This window comes from Streptomyces flaveolus (genome assembly GCF_000716535.1).
Taxonomy (GTDB): Bacteria; Actinomycetota; Actinomycetes; order Streptomycetales; family Streptomycetaceae; genus Streptomyces; species Streptomyces flaveolus_A.
Map to the genome: position 1 here is coordinate 186,671 of NZ_JNWV01000005.1, position 21,755 is coordinate 208,425.

A 21,755-nucleotide genomic window follows, 5' to 3' on the forward strand; every position below is an offset into this window, starting at 1 on the left:
TCACTTCTTGCGCTGGCTGTAGACGACGCCGGCGAGCGACAGCGCGCCGCCCACCACCGCGAGCCACGGCGGTGTCTCGTCGAGGATCAGCCAGGCCAGGGTCACCGCGATCGGCGGGGACAGGTAGGTGAGCGCGCCCATCTTCCCCGCGGTGGAGCGGGCCAGCGCGTAGCCCCAGGTGGTGAAGGCGACCGAGGTCGGGAACACACCGAGGTACAGCGTCCAGCCGATCGCCTCGCCGCTCGCGTGCGAGAGGTTGTCGATGAGCTGGGGCAGGAACGGCAGGCAGAGCACGGCGCCGACGACACACGCCAGCCAGGTGATCACCAGGGCCGAACTGTTGCCGAGCAGCGGCTTCTCGGTGACGACACCGCCCGCGTACGCGGCGGCGGCCAGCAGCGCCAGCGCACTGCCCGTCCCGGCCTCCAGGCCCTTGCTGGAGGTCGCGAGGCCGATCAGCAGCACACCGGCGAGGGCGACGACGCCGCCGACGACCAGGGGACGCGGGAAGCCCTCCTTGAGGAGGAACCCGGCCAGTACGGCGATCAGCACCGGCCCCAGGCTGATGATCATGGATGTGGTGCCGGCGTCGATCCGCTGCTCGGCGGCGTTCAGCGCCACGTTGTACACGCCGAACCACAGCAGACCGCACAGCACCAGGCGCGGCAGGTCGGAGCGGGGCGGCAGCGGGACCCTGCGGACCAGGACGACCGCGCCCAGCAGCACCGCACCGATGAACAGCCGCGCCAGGGTCAGCGCCCCCGGATCGAGGTCCTTGCCGGCCGCGCGGATGCCGATGAACGCGGAAGCCCACAGGAAGACGGTCAGCAGCCCGGCCGCGACCGCGAGCGGCGGTGTGCCCGGGGACGGGGGCGGGGTCTGCGGTGAATCCGGTGAGGCGGTCCCCTGATTGGCTTGCGCAGAGGTCACAGACGTTCACTTCCTTGTCGGTCTACGGGGACGGTTCGCTCAGAGGTGTCCAGGGCCGCCGCCAGCCGCCGCGCGACCTGGGCGACGTGGGGCGGGCGCAGCAGGGTGAAGTGGTTTCCGGGGAGCGTGGCCTCCTCGCGGACACCGCCCCGGGTCTGCCGCGCCCAGGAGGCGCGGTGTTCCCGGAGCCGGTCACGGGCCCACCAGAGGGTCAACGGGGCGTCGACGACCGACGGGTGGTGCGTGAGCATCAACTGCTCGTGCCGTTCGGCCAGTTCCGCCTCGCGGAGCAGGGCTTCGGACGGCAGCACCCGGGAGCCGCGCTCCTCGGCCCAGGTGATCAGCAGCTTCAGCCGTTCCGCCAGCGGCAGTCCGCGCAGCCGGTCACGGAGTGCCGCGGTGTCCTCGGCGGTGACGTCGAGTCCGGGCAGGGAGTCCGCCAGGGCGACGGCCGGTGCGAGCAGCGGGTCCGGTTCGCCCTCCCCGGGCACGGAGGAGTCCAGCAGGGCGACCAGCGCGACCCGCTCGCCCGCCGCCTCCAGCCCGGCGGCCACCTCGACCGCCAGGGCACCGCCCATCGACCAGCCCGCCAGGTGGTACGGCCCGGTCGGCCGGCGCTCCCGGATGACGTCCACGTACCGTTCCGCCATCGCGGCCAGGCTGTCCGCCTCCGCCTCACCGGACAGGGCACGCGACCGGACGCCCAGCACCTCCCGTCCCGGCGGCAGCAGCGTGACCAGCTCCCGGTACGCCATCACGTCACCGCCCGCGGGATGGAGCAGGAACAGCGGCGCGGGCGTGACGGGGGCCCGGAGCGACAGGATCAGCGCGTGCTCGGACCCCGCCGAGACCAGCTCGGCGAACCGGGCCACCGTGGGCGCCTCGAACAGCGCGGTGAGCGGCAGCCGTACCCCGAAGCGGCGGGCCACCACCGCCATCAGGCGCGCCGCGAGCAGCGAGTGACCACCCAGCTCGAAGAAGTCGTCGTCCAGGCCGATCGTGTCCGCGTCCCGCCCGAGCAGTTCGGCCCACAGCCCGGCGACCGTGCGCTGGAGCGGGGTCCGCGCGGCGCGGGCCGCAGCGGTGGCGGCGGTCGCCGGGGCGGGGGCCGGCAGGGCGGCGCGGTCGAGCTTGCCGTTGGCGGTGACGGGCAGCGCGGCCAGCGGCACGAAGACGGGCGGCACCATGTGGTCCGGCAGGGAGCGTTCCAGGAAGGCCCGCAGCTCCCGCGGCCCGGGCGGCTCGGCTCCGGCGGCCGGTACGACGTACCCCACCAGCCGGTCGTCCACCAGCCGTACCGCGGCGGCCCGCACCGACGGGTGGGCGGCCAGCCGTGCCTCGATCTCACCGAGTTCGATCCGGTAGCCGCGCAGTTTGACCTGGCCGTCGGCACGGCCGATGAACTCGAAGGCGCCGTCGGGCCGTTGCCGCACCAGATCCCCGGTCCGGTACAGCCGCCCGCCGGGCCGGCGCGGATCGGGCACGAAGCGCTCGGCGGTGAGTTCGTCGCGGCCCCGGTACCCGGCCGCGAGCTGCACCCCGCCGATGTGCAGTTCTCCCACGATGCCGAGGGGCAGCGGGGTCAGCCGGTCGTCCAGCACGTCGAGCGTGGTGTTGGCGACCGGGCGGCCGATCGGCACGGAGCCGGCCGCGTCCCGCGGTCCGCACCGCCACGCCGACACGTCCACGGACGCCTCGGTGGGCCCGTACAGGTTGTGCAGTTCGACGGCGGGCGGCGGGAAGACCTCGAAGAACCGCCGGACGAGGTCCGGCGGCAGGGCCTCGCCGCTGGCGATCACACGGCGCAGCGCACCGCAGCGGGAGGCCGCCGGGTCGGCGAGGAAGATCCGCAGCATGGACGGGACGAAGTGCACGGTCGTCACCGACGTACGGCGGATCACCTCGGCCAGGTAGCCCGGGTCGCGATGGCCGCCGGGCCGGGCCACGACGAGGCGCGCACCGGTCATGAGCGGCCAGAAGAACTCCCACACGGACACGTCGAACGTGAAGGGCGTCTTCTGCAGGACCGTGTCGGCCGCCGTGAGCCCGTACTCGTCCTGCATCCACAGGAGGCGGTTGCAGATGCCCCGGTGGGTGAGCATGACGCACTTGGGTGTGCCCGTGGACCCCGACGTGTAGATGAGGTAGGCCGGTTGGCCGGGCGCCACCATCACGTCGGGTGCCGTGCCCTCCGGCTCCGCCGCCTGGGTCAGGTCGACCCGCAGGACCGGTACGCCCTCCGGGAGCCCGTCCGCCGGCCCGGTGGTGAGGACCAGTTCGGCGCCGGCGTCGGCGAGCATGAACGCCGTGCGTTCGGCGGGCGTGGCCGGATCGAGGGGGAGGTAGGCCCCGCCCGCCTTGAGGACGGCGAGCAGGCTGACGACCAGCTCCAGGGAGCGCTCCATGCGCACGGCCACCGTCGCACCGGGCGTGAAGCGGTCCTCCCCGACGGCGCGCCGGATCCGCCGGGCCAGCCGGCCGGCCGCCGCGTCCAGCTCCGCGTAGGTCAGGGAGCGGTCCTCGAAGACGATCGCGGTCGCGTCGGGGGTGCGGCGTGCCTGCCGTTCGATGTGCGCGTGCAGCGGGACGTCGAGGTCGTAGGACCGGGCGGTGTCGTTCCAGGCGTCGAGCTGCTTCAGCTCCTCGTCCGACAGCATCGGCGCGGCCGACACGGTCTCGTCGGGCCGGGCCAGCAGTGCGTCGAGCAGGGCGAGGTAGTGCCCGGTGGTGCGCTCCCGCTGCACCTCGTCGAAGCAGGCGGTGTTGAAGTCGAAGTCGAGCACGAAGCGCGTCGGGGCGGTGGGCTCCGGGCGCAGCTCCCTGACCTGGAGGGTGAGCCGGTCGGGGGAGTGCCCGGTGTCCAGGAGCTCGAAGCCGACCGTGCCGCCGAAGCCCTCGAAGACCGCGTTCTGGTAGTTGAGGTACACGTCGTACAGGCGGGCGCCGGCGCGATGCCGGGGCACGTGCTCCTGGTAGCGGGCCGCTTGCAGGAAGGCGCGCTGCGTCTCCCGGGCGAGGTGGCGCAGCGTGGTGTCGCCGCCGGCCCGCACCTGCAGCGGGAGCACGTTCATGAACAGGCCGGCCGTGTCGCGGAACTCGGCCGGACGGTTCGCGAACGGCGTGCCGACGCGCAGGAGTTCCCCGCCGCCGACGCGGCGCAGGTAGGCGAAGAGCGCGGTGGCGAACGCCACGGCGGGTGAGGCGTGCCCCTCCCGCCGGGCGAACTCGGCGATGCGGGTGCTGCGTTCGGCGCCGAGGTCCACGGTGAGCCGGGCGGTACGGGTCGTGCCCGCCACGTCGTCTTCCCTGCCGTAGAAGACCGGCCGCTCCACCGGCTCGGCCAGCGTCTCGCGCCAGTGGCGTTCGGCCCGGGCGCGGCGCTCGGAGCCGCGCAGCGAACGCTCGTGGTCGACGTACGCCTGGAACGGCGGCAGCGGCGCGGCCTCGTCGAGGCTCCCGCGCCGGTCCAGGTCGTAGTACGCGGACAGGGTGCGCAGGAACAGGGACATCGACCACGCGTCGCAGACCAGGTGGTCCACGTCGAGGTACCAGGCGTACGCCGAGTCGCCCAGCCTCAGCAGGGCGGAGTCGAAGACGGACCGCGCCGGGTCGAGCCCGGACCCGCTGCGCCGCCGGGCCCAGCGCAGGGCGGCCTCGTGGGGGTCCGGCTCGCCGGTGAGGTCCACCAGGTCCACCGGCGCAGGAACGGACTCGGCGACCCGGCGCAGCGGGACGCCGTCCACCTCGTGGAAGGTGCTGCGCAGGGCGTCGCTGTGGTCCACCAGCTTCTGGAAGGCACGCTGGAAGCGGTCGTGGTCCAGCGGGCCGGGGAGGGTGTAGAGGGCGGTGACGTTCTCGTAGTACAACCGCACGTCCCGGGCGGTCTTCTTGCCGAACCACAGGGCTAGTTGGCTGTCCGTCAGATTCGTCGTGGGATGCGGTCCGTCCGTCACCGCCGGCGCCTGCGGTGAGCGCACGGCCTGCCGGACCACCTCCTGGAACTCCTCGGCCCAGCGGGCGACGGTGGCGGCGTCGAACAGGTCGGTGCGGTACTCGAAGCAGCCGAGCAGCTCGCCGTCCTGCTCGCGCAGGTGCAGGCTGAGGTCGAGGGGGGACACACCGAGGCCGAAGTCGTCCGGGGCGGCCGGGGTGACGGTCAGCCGCCCCGCGCGCCGGCCCGCGGTGACGGCGGGCTGGAGCGAGAAGGCGGTCTGCCGCAGCACCGGGCGCCCGGGCAGCCGGGGCGGGTTCGTCTCCCGCACGATGTCGCCGAACGGGATGCCGTGGGTCAGCGCGCCCCTGACCACCTCGCCGGCGTGCCGGGCCGTCTCCGTGAACGTCTGTCCGGGCCGCAGCCGCAACCGCAGCGGCAGCGTGTTCACGAAGAAGCCGATCAGGGCCTGTTCGGCGGCTCCCTCACGCTCGTCCACGGGGGCGCCGACGACGAGGTCCAGGCCGCCGGTGATCCTGTGGAGCGTGACGGCGTAGGCGGCGAGCAGGAGGCCGTACACGGTGGACCGGTCGCGGGCGGCCGCCGCGCGCAGCTCCTCGTGGAGACCGGCGGGGATCCGGAAGCCGTGCCGGGCGCCCACGATCGCCTCCCGGGCCGGCCGGGGCCGGTCGGTGGGGAGTTCGAGGACCGGAAGCTCGCCGGACAGTTCGCCGCGCCAGTACGCGACCGACCGGTCGTGCTCCGCGCCGGCAGCCCGCCGCCCGCCGGCCGGGAGGGCGACGGGAGCGGGCAGGGGGGACGGGCGGCCCTCGGTGAAGGCCTCGTACAGCGCTGTCAGTTCGGAGGTGAAGACGCCCATCGACCAGCCGTCGCAGACCAGGTGGTGCGCGACGACGGTCAGCACGTGCCGCTCGGCCGTGAACCGGTAGAGCGTGAAGCGGGCCAGGGGCGCCTGGTCCAGCGCGAAGGGACGCCTGCCGTTCTCCGCGTGCGCCCGGCGGGCCCCGCGCTCGCGGTCCGGTGGCTCCAGCGCGCCGAGGTCGATCAGGGGGAGTTCTACGGGCCAGGGCGCGACGACGTGCCGCACCGGCCGGCCGTCCCGCTCGAGGAACGCCGTGCGCAGCGACTCGTGCCGGGCCGTGACCTCGGTCAGCGCCCGGCGCAGCGCCTCGGCGTCGAGCGGCCCCTCCAGGTGCAGCGCGGCGGAGAGGTGGTGGGCCGGGCTGTCGGGGTCGAGGCGCTGGAGCAGCCACAGCCGCGCTTGCGCGTCGGAAACGGCGGTGGCGTCTTCGGGGTGGGCCGCGGGCGTGGCCGGGCGCCGGCGCAGCCGGGCCATGAACCGGGCGCGCTCGGGCCCGGACAACCCGGCGAGGTGGCCCAGGAGATCGCTCACGGAGCCGCCTCCGCAACCCGCTCCAGGATGTCGTCGATGTCCGTGTGGGTCTCCAGGAGGGCCGCGATCCACCGCTCCAGACCGAAGGCGACACATCCGGTGTAGGCCGGTCCGCCGTCGGCGAGGGAGATGCCGCAGCGTTCCCCGAAGAAGTTGCGGTGGAAGTTCAGGGAGCCGATGGCCAGTGCGCCCCCGTGCACGAACTCCTCCTTCACCGGGAAGAGTTGCGCCAGCAGCGCCCGCCCGCCGCTCTTCTCGAAGAACGGGTCCGACGCCGGCTGGACGTCCAGGCCGAGCCCGAGCCGGGCCGCGAACTCCACCACCTTCGGCCGGAACGCGGCCAGATGCTCCAGGACGGCCTCGCGCGGTCCCAGGCACACGATCTCCCGCATGGTGAAGCCGTGCAGCCGGCGCAGCCCGTCGTAGTGGTCCTCGTTGCGGAAGCACTTGGCGACGGTGGTGACGTACCGGGGCCCGGCGAGGGTCGCGGACCGGTGGTGCAGGTACACGTTGTAGCAGGCCGCGGAGACCAGTCCGTACGCGCTCTTGCCGAGACGCTCGGGAGGCAGCGCGGCGTCGTCCGTCACCTTCTGCGCCGGCAGTCTCAACGGCGCTGTCATCAGGGCGAGTTGCGGGAAGTTGTCGAAGTAGTCGATGGACGCCAGGTCCGCCGTGCTGATGACCGCCGGGAAGAGCATCGGGGTCGCGCCGCACTCCTGGGCCCAGGCCCGGAAGCGCTCGTCCAGCAGGTCCATGAGGCGGACCAGTTCCGGGCCGAGGGCGACGAGACCGTCGCGCTCCGTGTAGAGATCACTCATGGCTCACCGCGCCGGCGCCGGTGATGTCCGCCAGAACCGTGTCGCGTATCCCGCGCAGGGTCCGGAATCCGACGACGTTCTCCGCGGTCAGCTCCAGCTCGTGGCCGGCCAGCTCCTCCAGCAGGAGCAGGAGCTGGGGGAAGTCGAGGGAGTCGATGAGCCGGCTGTCGATGAGGTCCTCGTCCCAGCCGACGGCGGTGACCTCCGGATTGCGCGCCAGCAGCCAAGCCCGCACCTGCTCGATCACGTCCGTCCCCATCAGGCCGCGGCCTCCTGGAACGGAGAAGCGCTGATGATGTCCTGGCTCACCAGGAACCGGGTGATGCGCTTGAAGAACGTCTCGTGGTGGGCGACGCGCGCCGGGTCCCGCAGCAGTTCCTCCCGGAGGGCGAAGGGCTCGGGGAGGCCCGCGTCCCGGTACACCGTGGGGTTGTAGAGCGACTGCACGCTCGCCGTGATGTAGCGCCGGAGGTAGACGTCGAGGCGCTCGCGCAGCTCCTGGTCGCCGCGCTCCCGCAGTGGTTCGTACAGCAGGCCCACGAGCTTGCGGCCCATGATGATGTGCCGCCACTCGTCGTCGTGGTGCACCTGGTTCACCTCCCTGATCAGGGGGTGCAGGGTGGTGTCGCGGCCCATCCGGATGTTGAAGTGGTCGACCAGCTCCTCGAAGATCAGGATGCGGGCGAAGACGAGGAAGTTGGCCACGGCGGCGTCCTCCTCCGGCGTGGCCACCGGAAGCGACTTGTCCGGGTAGATCTTGCCGCCGTAGCGCAGGCAGAACTGGGCGAAGAACCACATGTGCCCGTTCTCCTCGCCCAGGAAGCGGTGGAAGAACTCGGACGGCAGCTCGAAGCCCCGGGTGTGGATCCGCCGGGTCACCTCGATGAGCAGCTCACGGATGCCGTGGATGTTGAGGCTGAAGAAGTTGACGCTCTCCCACTTGCTCAGCCGCATCAGCTGCTTCTCGTCCAGCTCCCGTGCGTGCCGTGTGCCGGCCACGGTGAGCAGGTCGGGTGTCATCCACCACTGCTCCTCGGCCAGTTCGTCCACCCAGTCGAACCGTGTGTAGGGGCTGTAGTGGTGGTCGGTCGCGTCGGCGACCAGATTGTCCAGCGTTTCCACCACGTCCGTCGTATCCATGTGCCCCCCTGCTGGGATCAGCGTGCGTCAGGAACGGTGGGACCTTCGGTTTAGGAGTTCGGTGCTCGCGCTGTTCAGCCGTTGTCGCTCCGGGCGATCAGACCGGCGACCTGTTCTTCGTCCACGGTGAGCGGTCTGCTCTCCAGCAGCGCGGCCAGCTTCGCGACGGTCGAGGCCTGGAAGAGGTCGCCGGCCGTGACCCGCACCGGCAGTTCCGCCTCGATGCGGACGGCGAGTTGGGACAGCAGGAGGGACTGCGCCCCCGAGGCGAAGAAGTCGTCGTGGACCCCGACCTCGTCCTGTCCGAGCAACTCCGCCCAGATGCCCGCGATCAGTGCCTCCAGTGGCGTCCGCGGCGGAACGGCGGCCTGCCGGCCGGGTGCCGCCGCCGTACCCTCCGGCCGCCAGCCGCCGACCCGCGACAGGGCACCGGACAGATACGCCTCCCGCGTCGCACGGCGCTGGATCTTGCCGCTGGAGGTCTTGGGGATGGTGCGGGGCGGGATGAGCACCAGTTCGCGGACGTCGGCCTCGCACTCCTCGCGCACCGCGCGGCGGGCGGCGAGCGCGACGGCCTCCGTGTCCGCGCCGTCCGCGACCTCGCACACCAGGACGAGCTGCTCCTCGCCGTCCACCGGGACCGTGAACGCCGCGCCGCAGCCGGGGCGCAGGGCGGGATGGCTCCGCTCGGCGGCGCCCTCGACGTCGTGCGGGTACACATTGCGGCCCCGCAGGATGAGCAGGTCCTTCAGCCGGCCCGTGACGGCGAGCGCGCCCTCCTCGTCCAGGGCCCCGAGATCGCCGGTGCGCAGATAGGGGCCACGGCCGTCCGGCAGGGTGGCGCCGAACAGGGCCGCGCTCTCGGTGGGGCGGCCCCAGTAGCCCGCCGAGACGCTCGGTCCCGACACCCAGATCTCGCCGACCCGTCCCGCCTCGGCCGGGGCGAGCGTGGCGGTGTCCACCACGACGACGGACTGATCACCACGGGCGGTGCCGCAGGCGATCCGGGACACCCCCTCGACCGGGAAGCGGCGCACGCTCTCGCCGACCGGGTCGGCGGTCACCAGCAGGGTGGCCTCCGCCAGGCCGTAGCTGGGACGGAACGTTGCGGGGGCGAAGCCGGCCGGGGCGAACCGTTCGGTGAACCGCTCGACCGTCTCCGCGCGCACGGGTTCGGCACCGTTGACGGCCGCGCGCCAGGAAGTGAGATCGAGGGACGCCCGCTGTTCGTCGTCGATCTTCCGCAGACACAGTTCGTATCCGAAATTCGGGGACGGACTGATCGTGCCGCGGTGCACGGAGATCGCTTTCAGCCACCGAAAGGGCTTCTGAAGGAAATGCAGAGGCGCCATCAGAATGCCTGGGAATCCCCCGTACAAAGGCTCCAGGATGGCCCCGATGAGTCCCATGTCGTGATACGGGGGAAGCCAGCTCACCATGACGTCGTGCGCGGACCCGGCAAAGGCCCGGTGGATGGCCTCAAGATTGTGGATGAGATTCGCGTGCGTCAGCATGACGCCACGCGGAAGCCGGGTCGAGCCGGAGGTGTACTGCAGGAAGGCGAGGTCTTCGGAGGTCGCGACGACGGGGCGGGCGCCGGCCGCGAGCCGCCCGGCCGCCTCCGGGGCGCCGGTGTCCAGGGCGTCGGTGGCGAGCCACTCCAGCGGGGCGTCCAGGGCGGAGCGGGCGATGGGCAGCAGATCCTTCGTGGTCAGGGCGATGCTCGCGCCCGCGTCGGCGATGATGGCGTCCAGTCGGCCGAGGCCGCGCGCGTCCTGCGGCGGATAGGCCGGCACGGGCACGACGCCCGCGAGCAGACATCCGAAGAACGCGGTGATGTAGTCGAGGCCCGGAGCGAACAGGAGCAGCGCCCGCTCGCCCCGCTCGTGCCGTGCGCCCAGCGCGTCGGCCACCTCGGCGGCCGACGCGTACAGCCGTCGGTAGCTGATCCCGCGTTCGTCGTCCTCGCCGTCGGCGAGAAATACGTATGCGGTGGCGTCGGGATTTTCTGCTGCTCTGTCCCGAAGTATATGCACGAGAGTAGGGGGTGACGGCGACGATATTGCGGGCATACTGACCGCTCCTCCGGGCGCGATAGGACCGTTCCTTCAGCTACCTGCTGGTCGCACGAGGGGCAAGACTAAAACCAGGTCCAGGCCACGTCAATCCGGTGGTGGGAGCCGCGAACATTGGTCGCCGAAATTCTGCCACCGGAGCCGGCGGACAGATCTTGAGGAACCATTGCGACGATGTTTCGCCGCGCGCGGCGGGGCGGCGTACGGCGCCGGGGCCCGGACGGGCGGAAGGGGCGGGCGGAGTGCCGTTCCCGCAGGCAGCGACGGCGATCGGCGCGCGGGCCGGGGGAGCCTCCGCCGCCGCTCCACCCCCGCTCCGCCACCCGCACGGGTGCGCCTCCGGTGCGGTCCGCGCCTCCGAGGGGGGCCGGGACACCTTGTCTGAAACATGACAGGAGAGCGTTGGCCCCGGCCGGTCGGTGTGCTGGGCGGGACCGGGGGGACCGGCCGTGTCTGGACAGCTGTCCGCTCCTGGAGGCGAGCGGCGAGCCCGTCGACACCGTCGCGGCACGCGCCGGCTTCGGCTCGGCGGAGGCCATGCGGGCCTTCCAGAACACCCTGGGCGTCTCACCGACGGTCCACCGGGCCCGCTTCCGTACGACCGTCCCCGGGTGAGCCGCGAACCCCCGACCGGGCAACGGTGCCGGTGAGCGTCCCGTCGGCGCAAGACCGCGCGGCCGGGCCCGGTGAGGGTCGGCCCGGGCACGGTTGACGAGGAACACGGCGACCACCACCACGACCCCGCCGAGCAGTTCGACGACGTCCGCTCGGGCATCGCCCGCAGACCCGCCGTTCATCGTTCCGACTGGCGCCGGCCTTCCCGCTCCGCTGCGTGAACGGGTTCGGGACGGGCGTGGGGGGCACGTTCGTGCGCGGCCGCCGCCATCACGTTCACCGCCCTGCGCCGAACACCGCACCGGGGCAGTCCCGCCGTAGGAGATCCGAGGAAGAGACCCGCCGTTCGCCGTGCCCAGCGGCCCCGTGGGACCCCTTAACCACCGTGGGGGTCCCTGGGGGCCGTAGGGGTGTCCTGCGTCATCGGCGCCTGCCTAGCCTCCGACAGCGGAGGGGAAGCGGACCGGAAACCGTCCGGAGGCGATCCGCACGGCCGAGGCCCTCACTTCGATCTCGATCGGATGGCGCGCTGGTGAACAACGAAGAGCAACTGCTCGACTATCTCAGGCGGACGACCGCGGACCTGCGGGAGGCGCGGCGACGGCTGCGCGAGAACGAGCAACGCGCACACGGCCCCATCGCCGTCGTCGGCATCGGCTGCCGCTACCCGGGCGGCGTCACCACCCCCGAGGAGCTGTGGGAGCTGGTCGCTACGGGCACCGACGCGGTGTCGGACTTCCCCGCCGACCGCGGCTGGGACGTGGACGCCCTGTACGACCCCGACCCGGCGCGGCCCGGCAGGACCTACGCCCGCACCGGCGGATTCCTGTACGACGCCGCCGACTTCGACCACGACTTCTTCGGCATCAGCCCGCGCGAAGCCCTCGCCATGGACCCGCAGCAGCGGCTGCTGCTGGAGACCTCCTACGAGGCCTTCGAGCGGGCCGGCATCGTCCCGGCCTCCCTGCGCGGCAGCCGAACCGGCGTGTTCGCCGGCGTGATGTACAACGACTACGCCACCCGCCTCACCTCCGTCCCCGACGACCTCGACGGTTACCTCGCCAACGGAAGCGCCGCCAGCATCGCCTCCGGGCGCGTCGCCTACACCTTCGGTCTCGAAGGCCCGGTGGTCACCGTCGACACCGCCTGCTCCTCCTCCCTGGTCGCCCTGCACTGGGCGGTGCGGGCGCTGCGGTCGGGGGAGTGCTCGCTCGCCCTGGCCGGCGGCGTCACCGTGATGTCCACGCCGGAGACCTTCGTCGACTTCAGCCGGCAGCGCGGACTCGCGCCGGACGGCCGCTGCAAGGCGTTCGCGGCGGCGGCCGACGGCACCGGCTGGGGCGAGGGCGCCGGCATGCTGCTGCTGGAACGGCTCGCCGACGCCCAGCGCAACGGGCACCCGGTGCTCGCCGTGATCCGGGGCAGCGCGGTCAACTCCGACGGCGCCAGCAGCCGGCTGACCGCGCCCAACGGCCCGTCCCAGCAGCGGGTCATCCGGCAGGCGCTGGCCGGTGCCGGGCTCACCGCCGCCGACGTCGACGTGGTCGAGGCGCACGGCACCGGCACCTCCCTCGGCGACCCCATCGAGGCGCAGGCGCTGCTCGCGACGTACGGCCGCGAACACCCCGCCGACCGGCCGCTGCTGCTCGGCTCGGTCAAGTCCAACCTCGGGCACACCCAGGCCGCCGCCGGTGTCGCGGGCGTCATCAAGATGGTGCTGGCCATGCGGCACGGCGAGGTGCCGCCCACCCTCCACGTCGACGCCCCCACGGACCAGGTGGACTGGAGCGCCGGCGCCGTCGAACTGGCCCTGGAGCGGCGCCCGTGGCCCGCCACCGGACGCCCCCGCCGCGCCGCCGTCTCCTCCTTCGGCATCAGCGGCACCAACGCGCACGTCGTGCTGGAGCAGGCACCCGCCGATGCGGCGTCCAGCGAGCAGACTTCGGGAGATGCGGCTCTTGCCGAGCGCGGGGTCAAGTCGGCGGCGCGGGAGGGGGGTTGGATTCCCTGGATCCTCACCGGCCGCACCCGGCAGGCCCTCACCGACCAGATCGCGCGCCTGCGGGACCACGTCGACGCGCACCCCGGCGTACGCCCGGCCGACCTCGGGCTGTCCCTGGCCACCACCCGCGCCCACTTCGAGCACCGCGCCGTCGCGGTCGGCCGGGACACCGGCGAACTGCTCGCCGGGCTCGCCGCCGCGACCCCGCTCACCCCCGTCGGCGGCAAGACGGCGTTCCTGTTCACCGGTCAGGGGGCGCAGCGGCCCGGCATGGGCGGGGCCCTGCGCCGGGCCTTCCCGGTGTACGCCGAGGCCTTCGACGCGGTGTGCGCGCTCGCCGACCCGGGCCTGGACCGGCCGCTCGCCGAAGTGATCGACACCGACGCCGAGTTGCTGACCCGGACCGACTACGCGCAGACCGCCCTGTTCGCCACCGAAGTGGCCCTGTACCGCCTGCTGGAGTCCTGGGGCGTGACCCCGGACCTCGTGGCCGGGCACTCCGTCGGCGAACTCGCCGCCGCCCATGTCGCCGGGGTGCTGCCCCTGCCCGATGCCGTCCGGCTCGTGCTCGCGCGGGGCACCCTGATGGCCGCCCTGCCCGCGGGCGGCGCCATGGCCGCGCTGCGCGCCGGTGAGGACGAGGTCGCCCCCCACCTGGACGACCGGGTCGGCCTCGCCGCCGTCAACGGCCCCCGCTCCGTCGTCGTCTCGGGCACCGAGGAGGCCGTCGACGCCCTCGCCGCCCGCTTCGGGAAGAGCAAGCGGCTGACGGTGTCGCACGCGTTCCACTCACCGCTGATGGAGCCGATGCTCGCCGACTTCGCCGAGGCCGCCGCCACATGCTCCTACTCGGAACCGCGCATCCCGGTCGTCTCCACGCTCACCGGCGCCCTCGCCGAACCGGGCCGGCTGACCACCCCGGATTACTGGGTGGACCACGTCCGTCGGACCGTCCGCTTCGCCCCCGCCCTGACCACCCTGCACGAGCTGGGCGTGCGGGCGTTCCTCGAAGTCGGCCCCGACGCGGCCCTCACCGCCCTGGCCGCGGACTGCCTGCCCGAGGACAGCGTGACCGTCGCCGGGCTGCGCCGCGACGGCGACGAGGAACGCGACCTGGTCACGGCCATGGCCCGGCTGCACGCGGCCGGCACCACCGTGGACTGGGCGGCGTTCTTCGCCCCGCACGGCGCCCGCCGCACCGAGCTGCCCACCTACGCCTTCCAGCGCGAACGCCTCTGGCTCGAGGCCGCCCCCGGCGGCAGCGGCGACGCCGACGGCCTCGGGCAGAGCGCCACCGGGCACCCGCTGCTGACCGCCGCGACCGACCTGCCCGACACCGGGGGAGCGGTCCTCACCGGCCGGCTCTCCCTCGCCTCCCACCCCTGGCTGGCCGACCACGCCGTCCACGGAACCGTGCTGCTGCCCGGCACCGGCTTCGTGGAGATGGCCCTCCAGGCCGCGGAGCGCACCGGCTGCGACACCGTCGAGGAACTCACCCTGCACGCCCCGCTGATCCTGCCCGAGCAGGGCGCCCTCGCCGTACAGGCCGCCGTCGGCCCCGAGCGGGACGGGCGGCGGGAGCTGACCGTGTGGTCCCGCCGCGCCGACCACCCCGACACCCCGTGGACCCGCAACGCCGCCGGCGTCCTCACCACCGCACCCGCCGACCCCCCGCCCCCGGCCGAACTCACCGACTGGCCGCCCCGGGACGCCGAACCCGTCGACCTGGACGGCCTCTACCCGGGCCTGGCGCGCACCGGTTACGGCTACGGCGAGGTCTTCCAGGGCCTGCGCGCCATGTGGCGCCGCGGGGACGAGCTGTTCGCCGAGGCGGCACTGCCCGAGGGCGCCCGCGCCACCGCCGCCGCGTTCGCCGTCCACCCGGCGCTGCTCGACGCCGTGCTGCACGTCAACCTGCTGGACCTGCCCGGCGGCCAGGCGGTGCTGCCGTTCGCCTGGGGCGGTGTCACCCTGCACGCGGCGGGCACCGACACCCTGCGCCTGCACCTCGCCCCGTCCGGCCCCGAGGCCGTCACCCTCACCCTCGCCGACGCCGCCGGAACGCCCGTCGCGACCGTGCGCAGCCTCGTGGCCCGCCCCGTCTCCGCCGACCAGCTCGCCGGGGACGGCGACGACCCGCTGTACCGGGTCGACCTCGTCCCGGCACCGGTCCCGGCGACCGCCGACGTCCCCGCCCTGGCCGTGTGCGGCTTCGGCGGCGCCGGCTCGGGCGGTACCGAGGTGGCCGGCATCGGTGCCGGCGCCGCCGGCCTCGGGGACACCACCTGCGACGACACCGCCCTGGACGCCGCCCGCCACCCCGGCCGGGCCTCCCTCACCACCGCCGACCCCCTCCCCGACCTGGTCCTCCTGGCCGTACCGCCGGCCCCCGCCCCCGTGCCGGACCTGCCCGCCCTGATCCGCGAGCGTGTCAACGCCACCCTGGGCACCCTCCGCGCCTGGCCGGCCGACGACCGCTGGGCCGGCAGCCGGCTGGCGGTGCTCCTGCGGACCGGCGACCTCACCCACGCCCCGCTGTACGGACTCGTACGCGCCGCCCAGGCCGAGAACCCCGGCCGGTTCCTGCTGGTCGACAGTGACGGCAGCGCCGCCCCGGGGCCCGCCCTCGCCGCCGCGCTCTCGGCCGGTGAACCGGAGGTCGCGGTGCGGGACGGCGAGGTGCGGGTGCCCCGGCTGGCCCGCGCCAAGGCCGGCGAGCCGCTCGCCTGGGACCCGGACGGCACCGTCCTGATCACCGGCGGCACCGGTGGCCTCGGCGCCCTGATCGCCCGTCACCTGGTCACCGAGCACGGCGTACGGCGCCTGCTGCTGGCCGGACGGCGCGGGGCGGACGCCCCCGGCGCGGCCGGACTCCGCGACGAACTGGCCGAATCGGGCGCCGAGGTGACCCTCGCCCGCTGTGACGCCGCCGACCGCGCCGACCTGGCCGCGCTGCTCGCCGCGCACGAGGTGCGGGCGGTGGTGCACGCCGCCGGTGTCGTCGACAACGGCGTGCTGGCCACCCTGGACGCCGACAAGGTCGACCGGGTGCTGCGGCCCAAGGTGGACGCCGCCTGGAACCTGCACGAACTGACCCGCGACACCGACCTGTCGGCCTTCGTCCTGCTGTCCTCCACGGCCGGCCTGCTGGTCGGCGGCGGCCAGGCCAACTACGCCGCCGCCAACACCTTCCTCGACGGCCTCGCCGCCCACCGCCGTTCGCTCGGCCTGCCCGCCGTCTCCCTCGCCTACGGCCTGTGGTCCGGCTCCGGCGGCATGAGCGCCGGCATCGACGCCGCCGACCTGGAACGGCTGCGCCGGCTCGGCCTGCCGCCGCTCACCCCGGCCCAGGGACTGCGCACCTTCGACGCCGGCCTCGGCGGTGAGGACGCCGTCGTGGTGCCCGTACGCCTGGACGCCGCCGCGGTGCGTGCCCGGCCGGACGGCGTGCCCGCCCTGCTGCGCGGCCTGGTGCGGCCGGCCCGGCGGCGCGGCGCCGAGCCCGCCGCGGGCGCCCCCGCCGGCTCCTGGCGCGAGCGGCTGGCGCCGCTGCCGGACGCCGACCGGGACCGCGCCCTGCTGGAGCTGGTCCGCACCCATGTCGCCGGCGTCCTCGGGCACCCCTCGCCGGAGTCGGTCGACCCGGGGCGCGCCTTCCAGGAGATGGGCTTCGACTCGCTCGCCGCCGTCGAACTGCGCAACCTCCTCGCCGGCGCCACCGGCCTGACCCTCCCGGCGACGCTGGTGTTCGACCAGCCCACGCCCCGCGCCCTCGCCGCCCACCTCAAGACCGCGCTCGTGCCCGGACCGGCCGACCAGGCCCGCTCCGCGCTGGCCGAACTGGACCGTCTCGAAGCCGCCCTGCACGCCCTGCCCGACCAGGACGGCAGCCACGCCCGCGTCACCGCGCGCCTCGAAGCGCTGCTGCGGGGCTGGCAGGACAGCCACGCGCACCCCACCGAGCCCGGGTCGCCGGCCGACGTCCGCGACGCCAGCGACGAAGAACTCTTCGCCAGGATCGACAACGAACTGGGAGCCCTGTGATGGAAGACTCGGCCACGGCCGGCAAGCTCCGCGACTACCTCAAGCGGGCCACGACCGAGCTGGAGCGCAGCCGCCGCCGCGTACGGGAGCTGGAGGAGCAGGACCACGAGCCCGTCGCCATCATCGGCATGGGCTGCCGCTACCCCGGCGGCGTGCGCACCCCCGAGGATCTGTGGCGCGTCGTCGACGAGGGCATCGACGTCGTCACCGAGTTCCCCACCGACCGCGGCTGGGACGTCGAGGCGATCTACGACCCCGAGCCCGGCGCCCCCGGCAAGAGCTACGTCCGCCACGGCGGGTTCCTGCACGACGCCGCCGAGTGCGACCCCGCCTTCTTCGGCATCAGCCCCAAGGACGCGCCCGGCACCGACCCGCAGCAGCGGCTGCTGCTGGAGGTCACCTGGGAGGCCTTCGAGCGGGCCGGTATCGACCCCACCACGGTGAAGGGCACCCCGACCGGCGTGTTCGTCGGCCTGATGCACCACGACTACATCGGCGGCACCATCTCCGGCAGCATCGTCTCCGGCCGCATCGCCTACACCCTCGGCCTGGAGGGGCCCGCGGTCACCATGGACACCGCCTGCTCCTCCTCCCTCGTCGCGCTGCACTCGGCGATCCAGTCGCTGCGCAAGGGGGAGTGCTCCCTGGCGCTGGCCGGCGGCGCCGCCGTCATGGCCAGCCCCGAGATGTTCATCGAGTTCAGCGAGCGCCGCGCGCTGTCCCCCGACGGCCGCTGCCACTCCTTCTCCGACGACGCCGCCGGCGCCGCCTGGGCCGAGGGTGCCGGCATGCTGCTCGTGGAGCGCCTGTCGGACGCCCTGCGCAACGGCCACGAGGTGCTGGCCGTCGTCCGCGGCTCCGCCGTCAACCAGGACGGCGCCTCCAACGGCCTGACCGCGCCCAGCGGTCCCGCCCAGATCCGCGTCATCCGGCAGGCCCTCGCCGACGCCCAGCTCGCCCCGCACCACATCGACGCGGTCGAGGCGCACGGCACCGGCACCACGCTCGGCGACCCCATCGAGGCGCAGGCCGTCATCGCCGCCTACGGGCAGGACCGGCCGGAGGGCCGGCCGGTCTGGCTCGGCTCCATCAAGTCCAACATGGGTCACCCGCAGGCCGCCGCGGGTGTCGGCGCCGTCATCAAGATGGTCATGGCGATGCGCCACGGCACCCTGCCCCGCACCCTGCACGTGGAGAAGCCGTCCACCGCCGTCGACTGGAGCGCGGGCGACGTCCGCCTGCTCACCGAACCCCGCCCCTGGGACACCCCCGACGGCCGCCCGCGCCGCGCCGGTGTCTCCTCCTTCGGCATCTCCGGCACCAACGCCCACACCATCCTGGAGGAGGCGCCGCCCGTGGAGGCGGACGGGGCGCCGGCGGAGCGGGCCGCGCTGCCCGTCGTGCCGTGGGTGCTGTCCGGCAAGGGCGCCGACGCCGTCCAGCGGCAGGCGGAGCGGCTGCTCTCCGCCGCCGGTGACCTCGACCCGTACGACGTCGGGTACTCGCTGGCCACCACGCGCACCGTGTTCACCCACCGGGCCGCCGTCACCGGCCGCGACCGGGACGAGCTGCTGGCCGGTCTGCGCGCCGTCGCCGACGGCGGCCAGGCCGCCGTCGTGGCCCCCGAACCCGGCCGGCTCGGCGTGCTGTTCTCCGGGCAGGGCTCCCAGCGGCCCGGCATGGGCCGCACCCTGTACGCCGCTTTCCCGGTGTTCGCCGCCGCCTTCGACGAGATCTGCGCCGCCTTCGACACCCACCTGGACCGGCCGCTGCGCGAGGTGATGTACGACCAGGACACCGATCCCGCCCCGCTGCACCAGACCGTCTACACGCAGGCCGCCCTGTTCACCTTCGAGACCGCCCTGTACCGGCTGCTGGAACACTGGGGCATCCGCCCGGACCTGCTCGCCGGGCACTCCATCGGCGAGGTCGTCGCCGCGCACGTCGCCGGCGTCCTGGACCTGACCGACGCGGTCGCCCTGGTCGCCGCCCGTGGCCGGCTGATGCAGGAACTCCCGGCCGGCGGCGCGATGGTGTCCCTGCTGGCCGCCGAGGCCGAGGTCACCCCGCTGCTCACCGACGGCGTCGACATCGCGGCCGTCAACGGCCCGCGCGCGGTGGTGGTCTCGGGTGACGAGGAGGCCGTGGCCGCCGTGGCCGCCCGCTTCGACAAGACCAGGCGGCTGACGGTGTCGCACGCCTTCCACTCCCACCGCATGGACCCCATGCTCGACGCGTTCCGCGAGGTACTGACGGGCCTCACCTTCCACGAGCCCCGCCTCCCGGTCGTCTCCAACGTCACCGGCCGCCCGGCCGACGAGCTGACCTCGCCCGACTACTGGGTGCGACACGTCCGCGAGGCCGTCCGCTTCCACGACGGCGTCACCGCGCTGGCAGCCGAGGGCGCCACCCGCTTCCTGGAGGTCGGCCCCGACGCGGTGCTCTCCACCATGGCGCAGGACGTCGTACCGCACGTCATCGCCACCCAGCGCCGCGACCGCGCCGAGGACGCCGCCCTCGTCGACGCCCTGTGCCGGCTGCACCTGACCGGCACCGGCCCCGACTGGAGGGCCGTGTTCGCCGGGGGCCGCAAGGTCGACCTGCCCACCTACCCGTTCCGCCGCGACCGGCACTGGGAGGACGCCCCCATCCTCCAGGCCGAGCGCGCCGGTGCGGCCCGCGCCGGCGGGGACGCCGCCGACCCGTTCTGGGAGCTGGTCCGGGACCAGGACGTCCCCGCCGTCGCCGCCACTCTCGGCGTCGCCGACGAGACGTCCGTCGCCGCCGTCGTACCGGCACTGGCCGCCTGGCACGAGCAGCGGCAAGCCAACGCCGCCGCCGACGGCTGGCGTCACCGCGTCGCCTGGGAGCCGTTGGCTCCCGCCGCGACCCCCGCGCTCGGCGGCCACTGGCTGGCCGTCGTCCCGGCCGCCGACGACCCGTGGACCACGGCCGTCCTGACCGGGCTCGCCGATCAGGGGCTGCGCGTCGACACCCTCACGGCACCGGAGACGGCCGGCCGGGCGGAGCTGGCCGGGCTGCTCGCCGGCCGGGGCGGCGTCGACGGCGTGCTGTCCCTGCTGGCACCGGCCACCTCGCTCACCGCGACCGCCGCCCTCGTGCAGGCCCTCGGCGATGCCGGGATCACCGCCCCGCTGTGGTGCGTCACCCGCGACGCCGTCGCCCACGGCACGGCCGCCACCGTCACCGGCTTCGCCCAGGCCCCGGTGTGGGGCCTCGGCCGGGTCGCCGCGCTGGAACACCCCGACCGCTGGGGCGGCCTGGTCGACCTGCCCGCCGAGATCGGCCCGCGGACCGCGGCCCGGCTGGCCGCGCTGCTCCGTGACGCCGGCGGCGAGGACCAGGTCGTCGTCCGCGAGTCCGGCGCCTACGGCCGCCGGCTGGAGCACGCCCCGGTCCGCGCCGGCGCCCCCTGGAAGCCGTCCGGCACGGTGCTGGTCACCGGGGCCACCGGCGCCGTCGGCGCGGCCGTCGCCCGGTGGCTCGCCGCCGAGGGCGCCGACCACCTGCTGCTGACCTCCCGCCGCGGCACGGACGCGCCCGGCGCGGCCGACCTCGTCCGCGAACTGACCGACGCCGGCACCCGGGTGACCCTCGCCGCCTGCGACGTCGCCGACCGGAAGGCGCTGACCGCGCTGCTGGACTCCGTACCGGCGGAGCACCCCCTGACCGCCGTGCTCCACCTGGCCGGCGTCCTCGACGACGGCGTCCTGGACGCGCTCACCCCCGACCGGTTCGCCGGTGTCCTCGCCCCCAAGGCCGACGCCGCCCGCCACCTGCACGAACTCACCGCGGACCGGGACCTGTCGGCGTTCGTGCTGTTCTCCTCGCTGACCGCCACCGTCGGCGGCGCGGGGCAGGCCAACTACGCCGCCGCCAACGCCTTCCTCGACGCGCTCGCCGAGCACCGGCGCGCCGCCGGACTGCCCGCCACCTCGATCGCCTGGGGACCGTGGGGCGGCGACGGCATGGCCGCGCACGACACCGTCCGCTCGGCCGCCCGCGCCATGGGCATGTCCCTCCTGGACCCCGGCCGTGCGCTGACCGCGCTGCGCCGCGCCCTGGACGGCGGCGACACCACCGTCACCGTCGCCGACGTCGACTGGTCGGCGTTCGCGCCCGCGTTCACCGCGACCCGGCCCAGCCCCCTGCTGTCCGCGCTGCCCGAGGCGCGGCGCGGCCCGGCCGGCCCCGCCGACGCGGGCACGGTCGACGGCTTCGCCGAGAAGCTGGCCGGCCTCACCGGCGGCGAACGCGAGCGCGCCCTCCAGGAGCTGGTGTGCGGTCAGGCCGCCGCGGTCCTCGGCTACGGCGGCGCCGACGCCGTCGAGCCCACCACCGCCTTCCGTGACCTCGGCTTCGACTCCCTCACCTCCGTCGACCTGCGCAACCGGATCAGCGGCGCCGCCGGGGTGCCGCTGCCGGCGACGCTCATCTTCGACTACGCCACCCCCGCCGCCCTCGCCAAGTACCTGGGCACCGAACTCGCGGGCGCCGACACCTCCGTGGACTCCGTCCTCGCCGACCTCGAACGGGTCGCGGCCCGGCTCGGCGACCTCACTGCCGAGGACATCGAGCAGGGACGGATCACCGCCCGCCTCCAGTCGCTGCTGGGCGACCTGAACAAGACCCTCGGCCAGGACGCCGCCGCCCTCGCCGGACGGCTGGAGGAGGCCTCCGCCGACGACGTCTTCGCCTTCATCGACAACGAACTCGGCTCGGCGTGACCCCACCCTCCCACGACACCCCGGCCCCACCGCAGTCC

Annotated in this window: 9 protein-coding genes; 3 read left to right on the forward strand and 6 right to left on the reverse strand. The window is 74.4% G+C overall.

Features of this window, described 5'->3' with window-relative positions; genetic code table 11:
- The 6 genes from OO52_RS06500 to OO52_RS06525 all read right to left on the reverse strand — a co-directional run bounded on the left by OO52_RS06500 (position 1) and on the right by OO52_RS06525 (position 10,269).
- Entirely contained in the window at positions 1-930 is a 930-nt protein-coding gene (locus OO52_RS06500; protein WP_078864657.1) for a DMT family transporter, read from the reverse strand.
- Positions 927-6,275, reverse strand: coding sequence for a non-ribosomal peptide synthetase (locus OO52_RS46000; RefSeq protein ID WP_051818252.1), 5,349 nt, complete (start codon positions 6,273-6,275; stop codon positions 927-929). Before OO52_RS46000 ends, OO52_RS06500 begins: the two co-directional genes overlap by 4 nt.
- On the reverse strand, positions 6,272-7,093 hold the full coding sequence (locus OO52_RS49480) for a hypothetical protein (protein ID WP_030641877.1): 822 nt from the start codon (positions 7,091-7,093) through the stop codon (positions 6,272-6,274). Before OO52_RS49480 ends, OO52_RS46000 begins: the two co-directional genes overlap by 4 nt.
- The gene (locus OO52_RS06515) at positions 7,086-7,352 is read right to left on the reverse strand and encodes a hypothetical protein (RefSeq protein ID WP_048910265.1); all 267 of its coding nucleotides are present in this window, start codon (positions 7,350-7,352) and stop codon (positions 7,086-7,088) included. The genes OO52_RS49480 and OO52_RS06515 overlap by 8 nt, the downstream gene beginning before the upstream one ends.
- Positions 7,352-8,233 carry a diiron oxygenase gene (locus OO52_RS06520; protein WP_051818256.1) on the reverse strand — a complete coding sequence of 294 codons (882 nt, stop codon included), beginning with the start codon at positions 8,231-8,233 and terminating at the stop codon, positions 7,352-7,354. Before OO52_RS06520 ends, OO52_RS06515 begins: the two co-directional genes overlap by 1 nt.
- A gap of 74 nt (positions 8,234-8,307) precedes the next feature.
- Positions 8,308-10,269: an AMP-binding protein gene (locus OO52_RS06525; protein ID WP_158712476.1), complete on the reverse strand. Its 1,962-nt coding sequence runs from the start codon at positions 10,267-10,269 to the stop codon at positions 8,308-8,310.
- Positions 10,270-10,710: 441 nt separating this feature from the next.
- Between OO52_RS06525 and OO52_RS06530 the strand changes: the two genes are divergently transcribed.
- The 3 genes from OO52_RS06530 to OO52_RS06540 all read left to right on the forward strand — a co-directional run bounded on the left by OO52_RS06530 (position 10,711) and on the right by OO52_RS06540 (position 21,717).
- On the forward strand, positions 10,711-10,923 hold the full coding sequence (locus OO52_RS06530) for a hypothetical protein (RefSeq protein ID WP_030641885.1): 213 nt from the start codon (positions 10,711-10,713) through the stop codon (positions 10,921-10,923).
- A gap of 532 nt (positions 10,924-11,455) precedes the next feature.
- Positions 11,456-16,969 carry a type I polyketide synthase gene (locus tag OO52_RS06535; protein ID WP_030641886.1) on the forward strand — a complete coding sequence of 1,838 codons (5,514 nt, stop codon included), beginning with the start codon at positions 11,456-11,458 and terminating at the stop codon, positions 16,967-16,969.
- Complete coding sequence (locus OO52_RS06540; RefSeq protein ID WP_030641888.1) at positions 16,969-21,717, forward strand: type I polyketide synthase; 4,749 nt, start codon at positions 16,969-16,971, stop codon at positions 21,715-21,717. Before OO52_RS06535 ends, OO52_RS06540 begins: the two co-directional genes overlap by 1 nt.
- Positions 21,718-21,755: the final 38 nt, after the last annotated feature.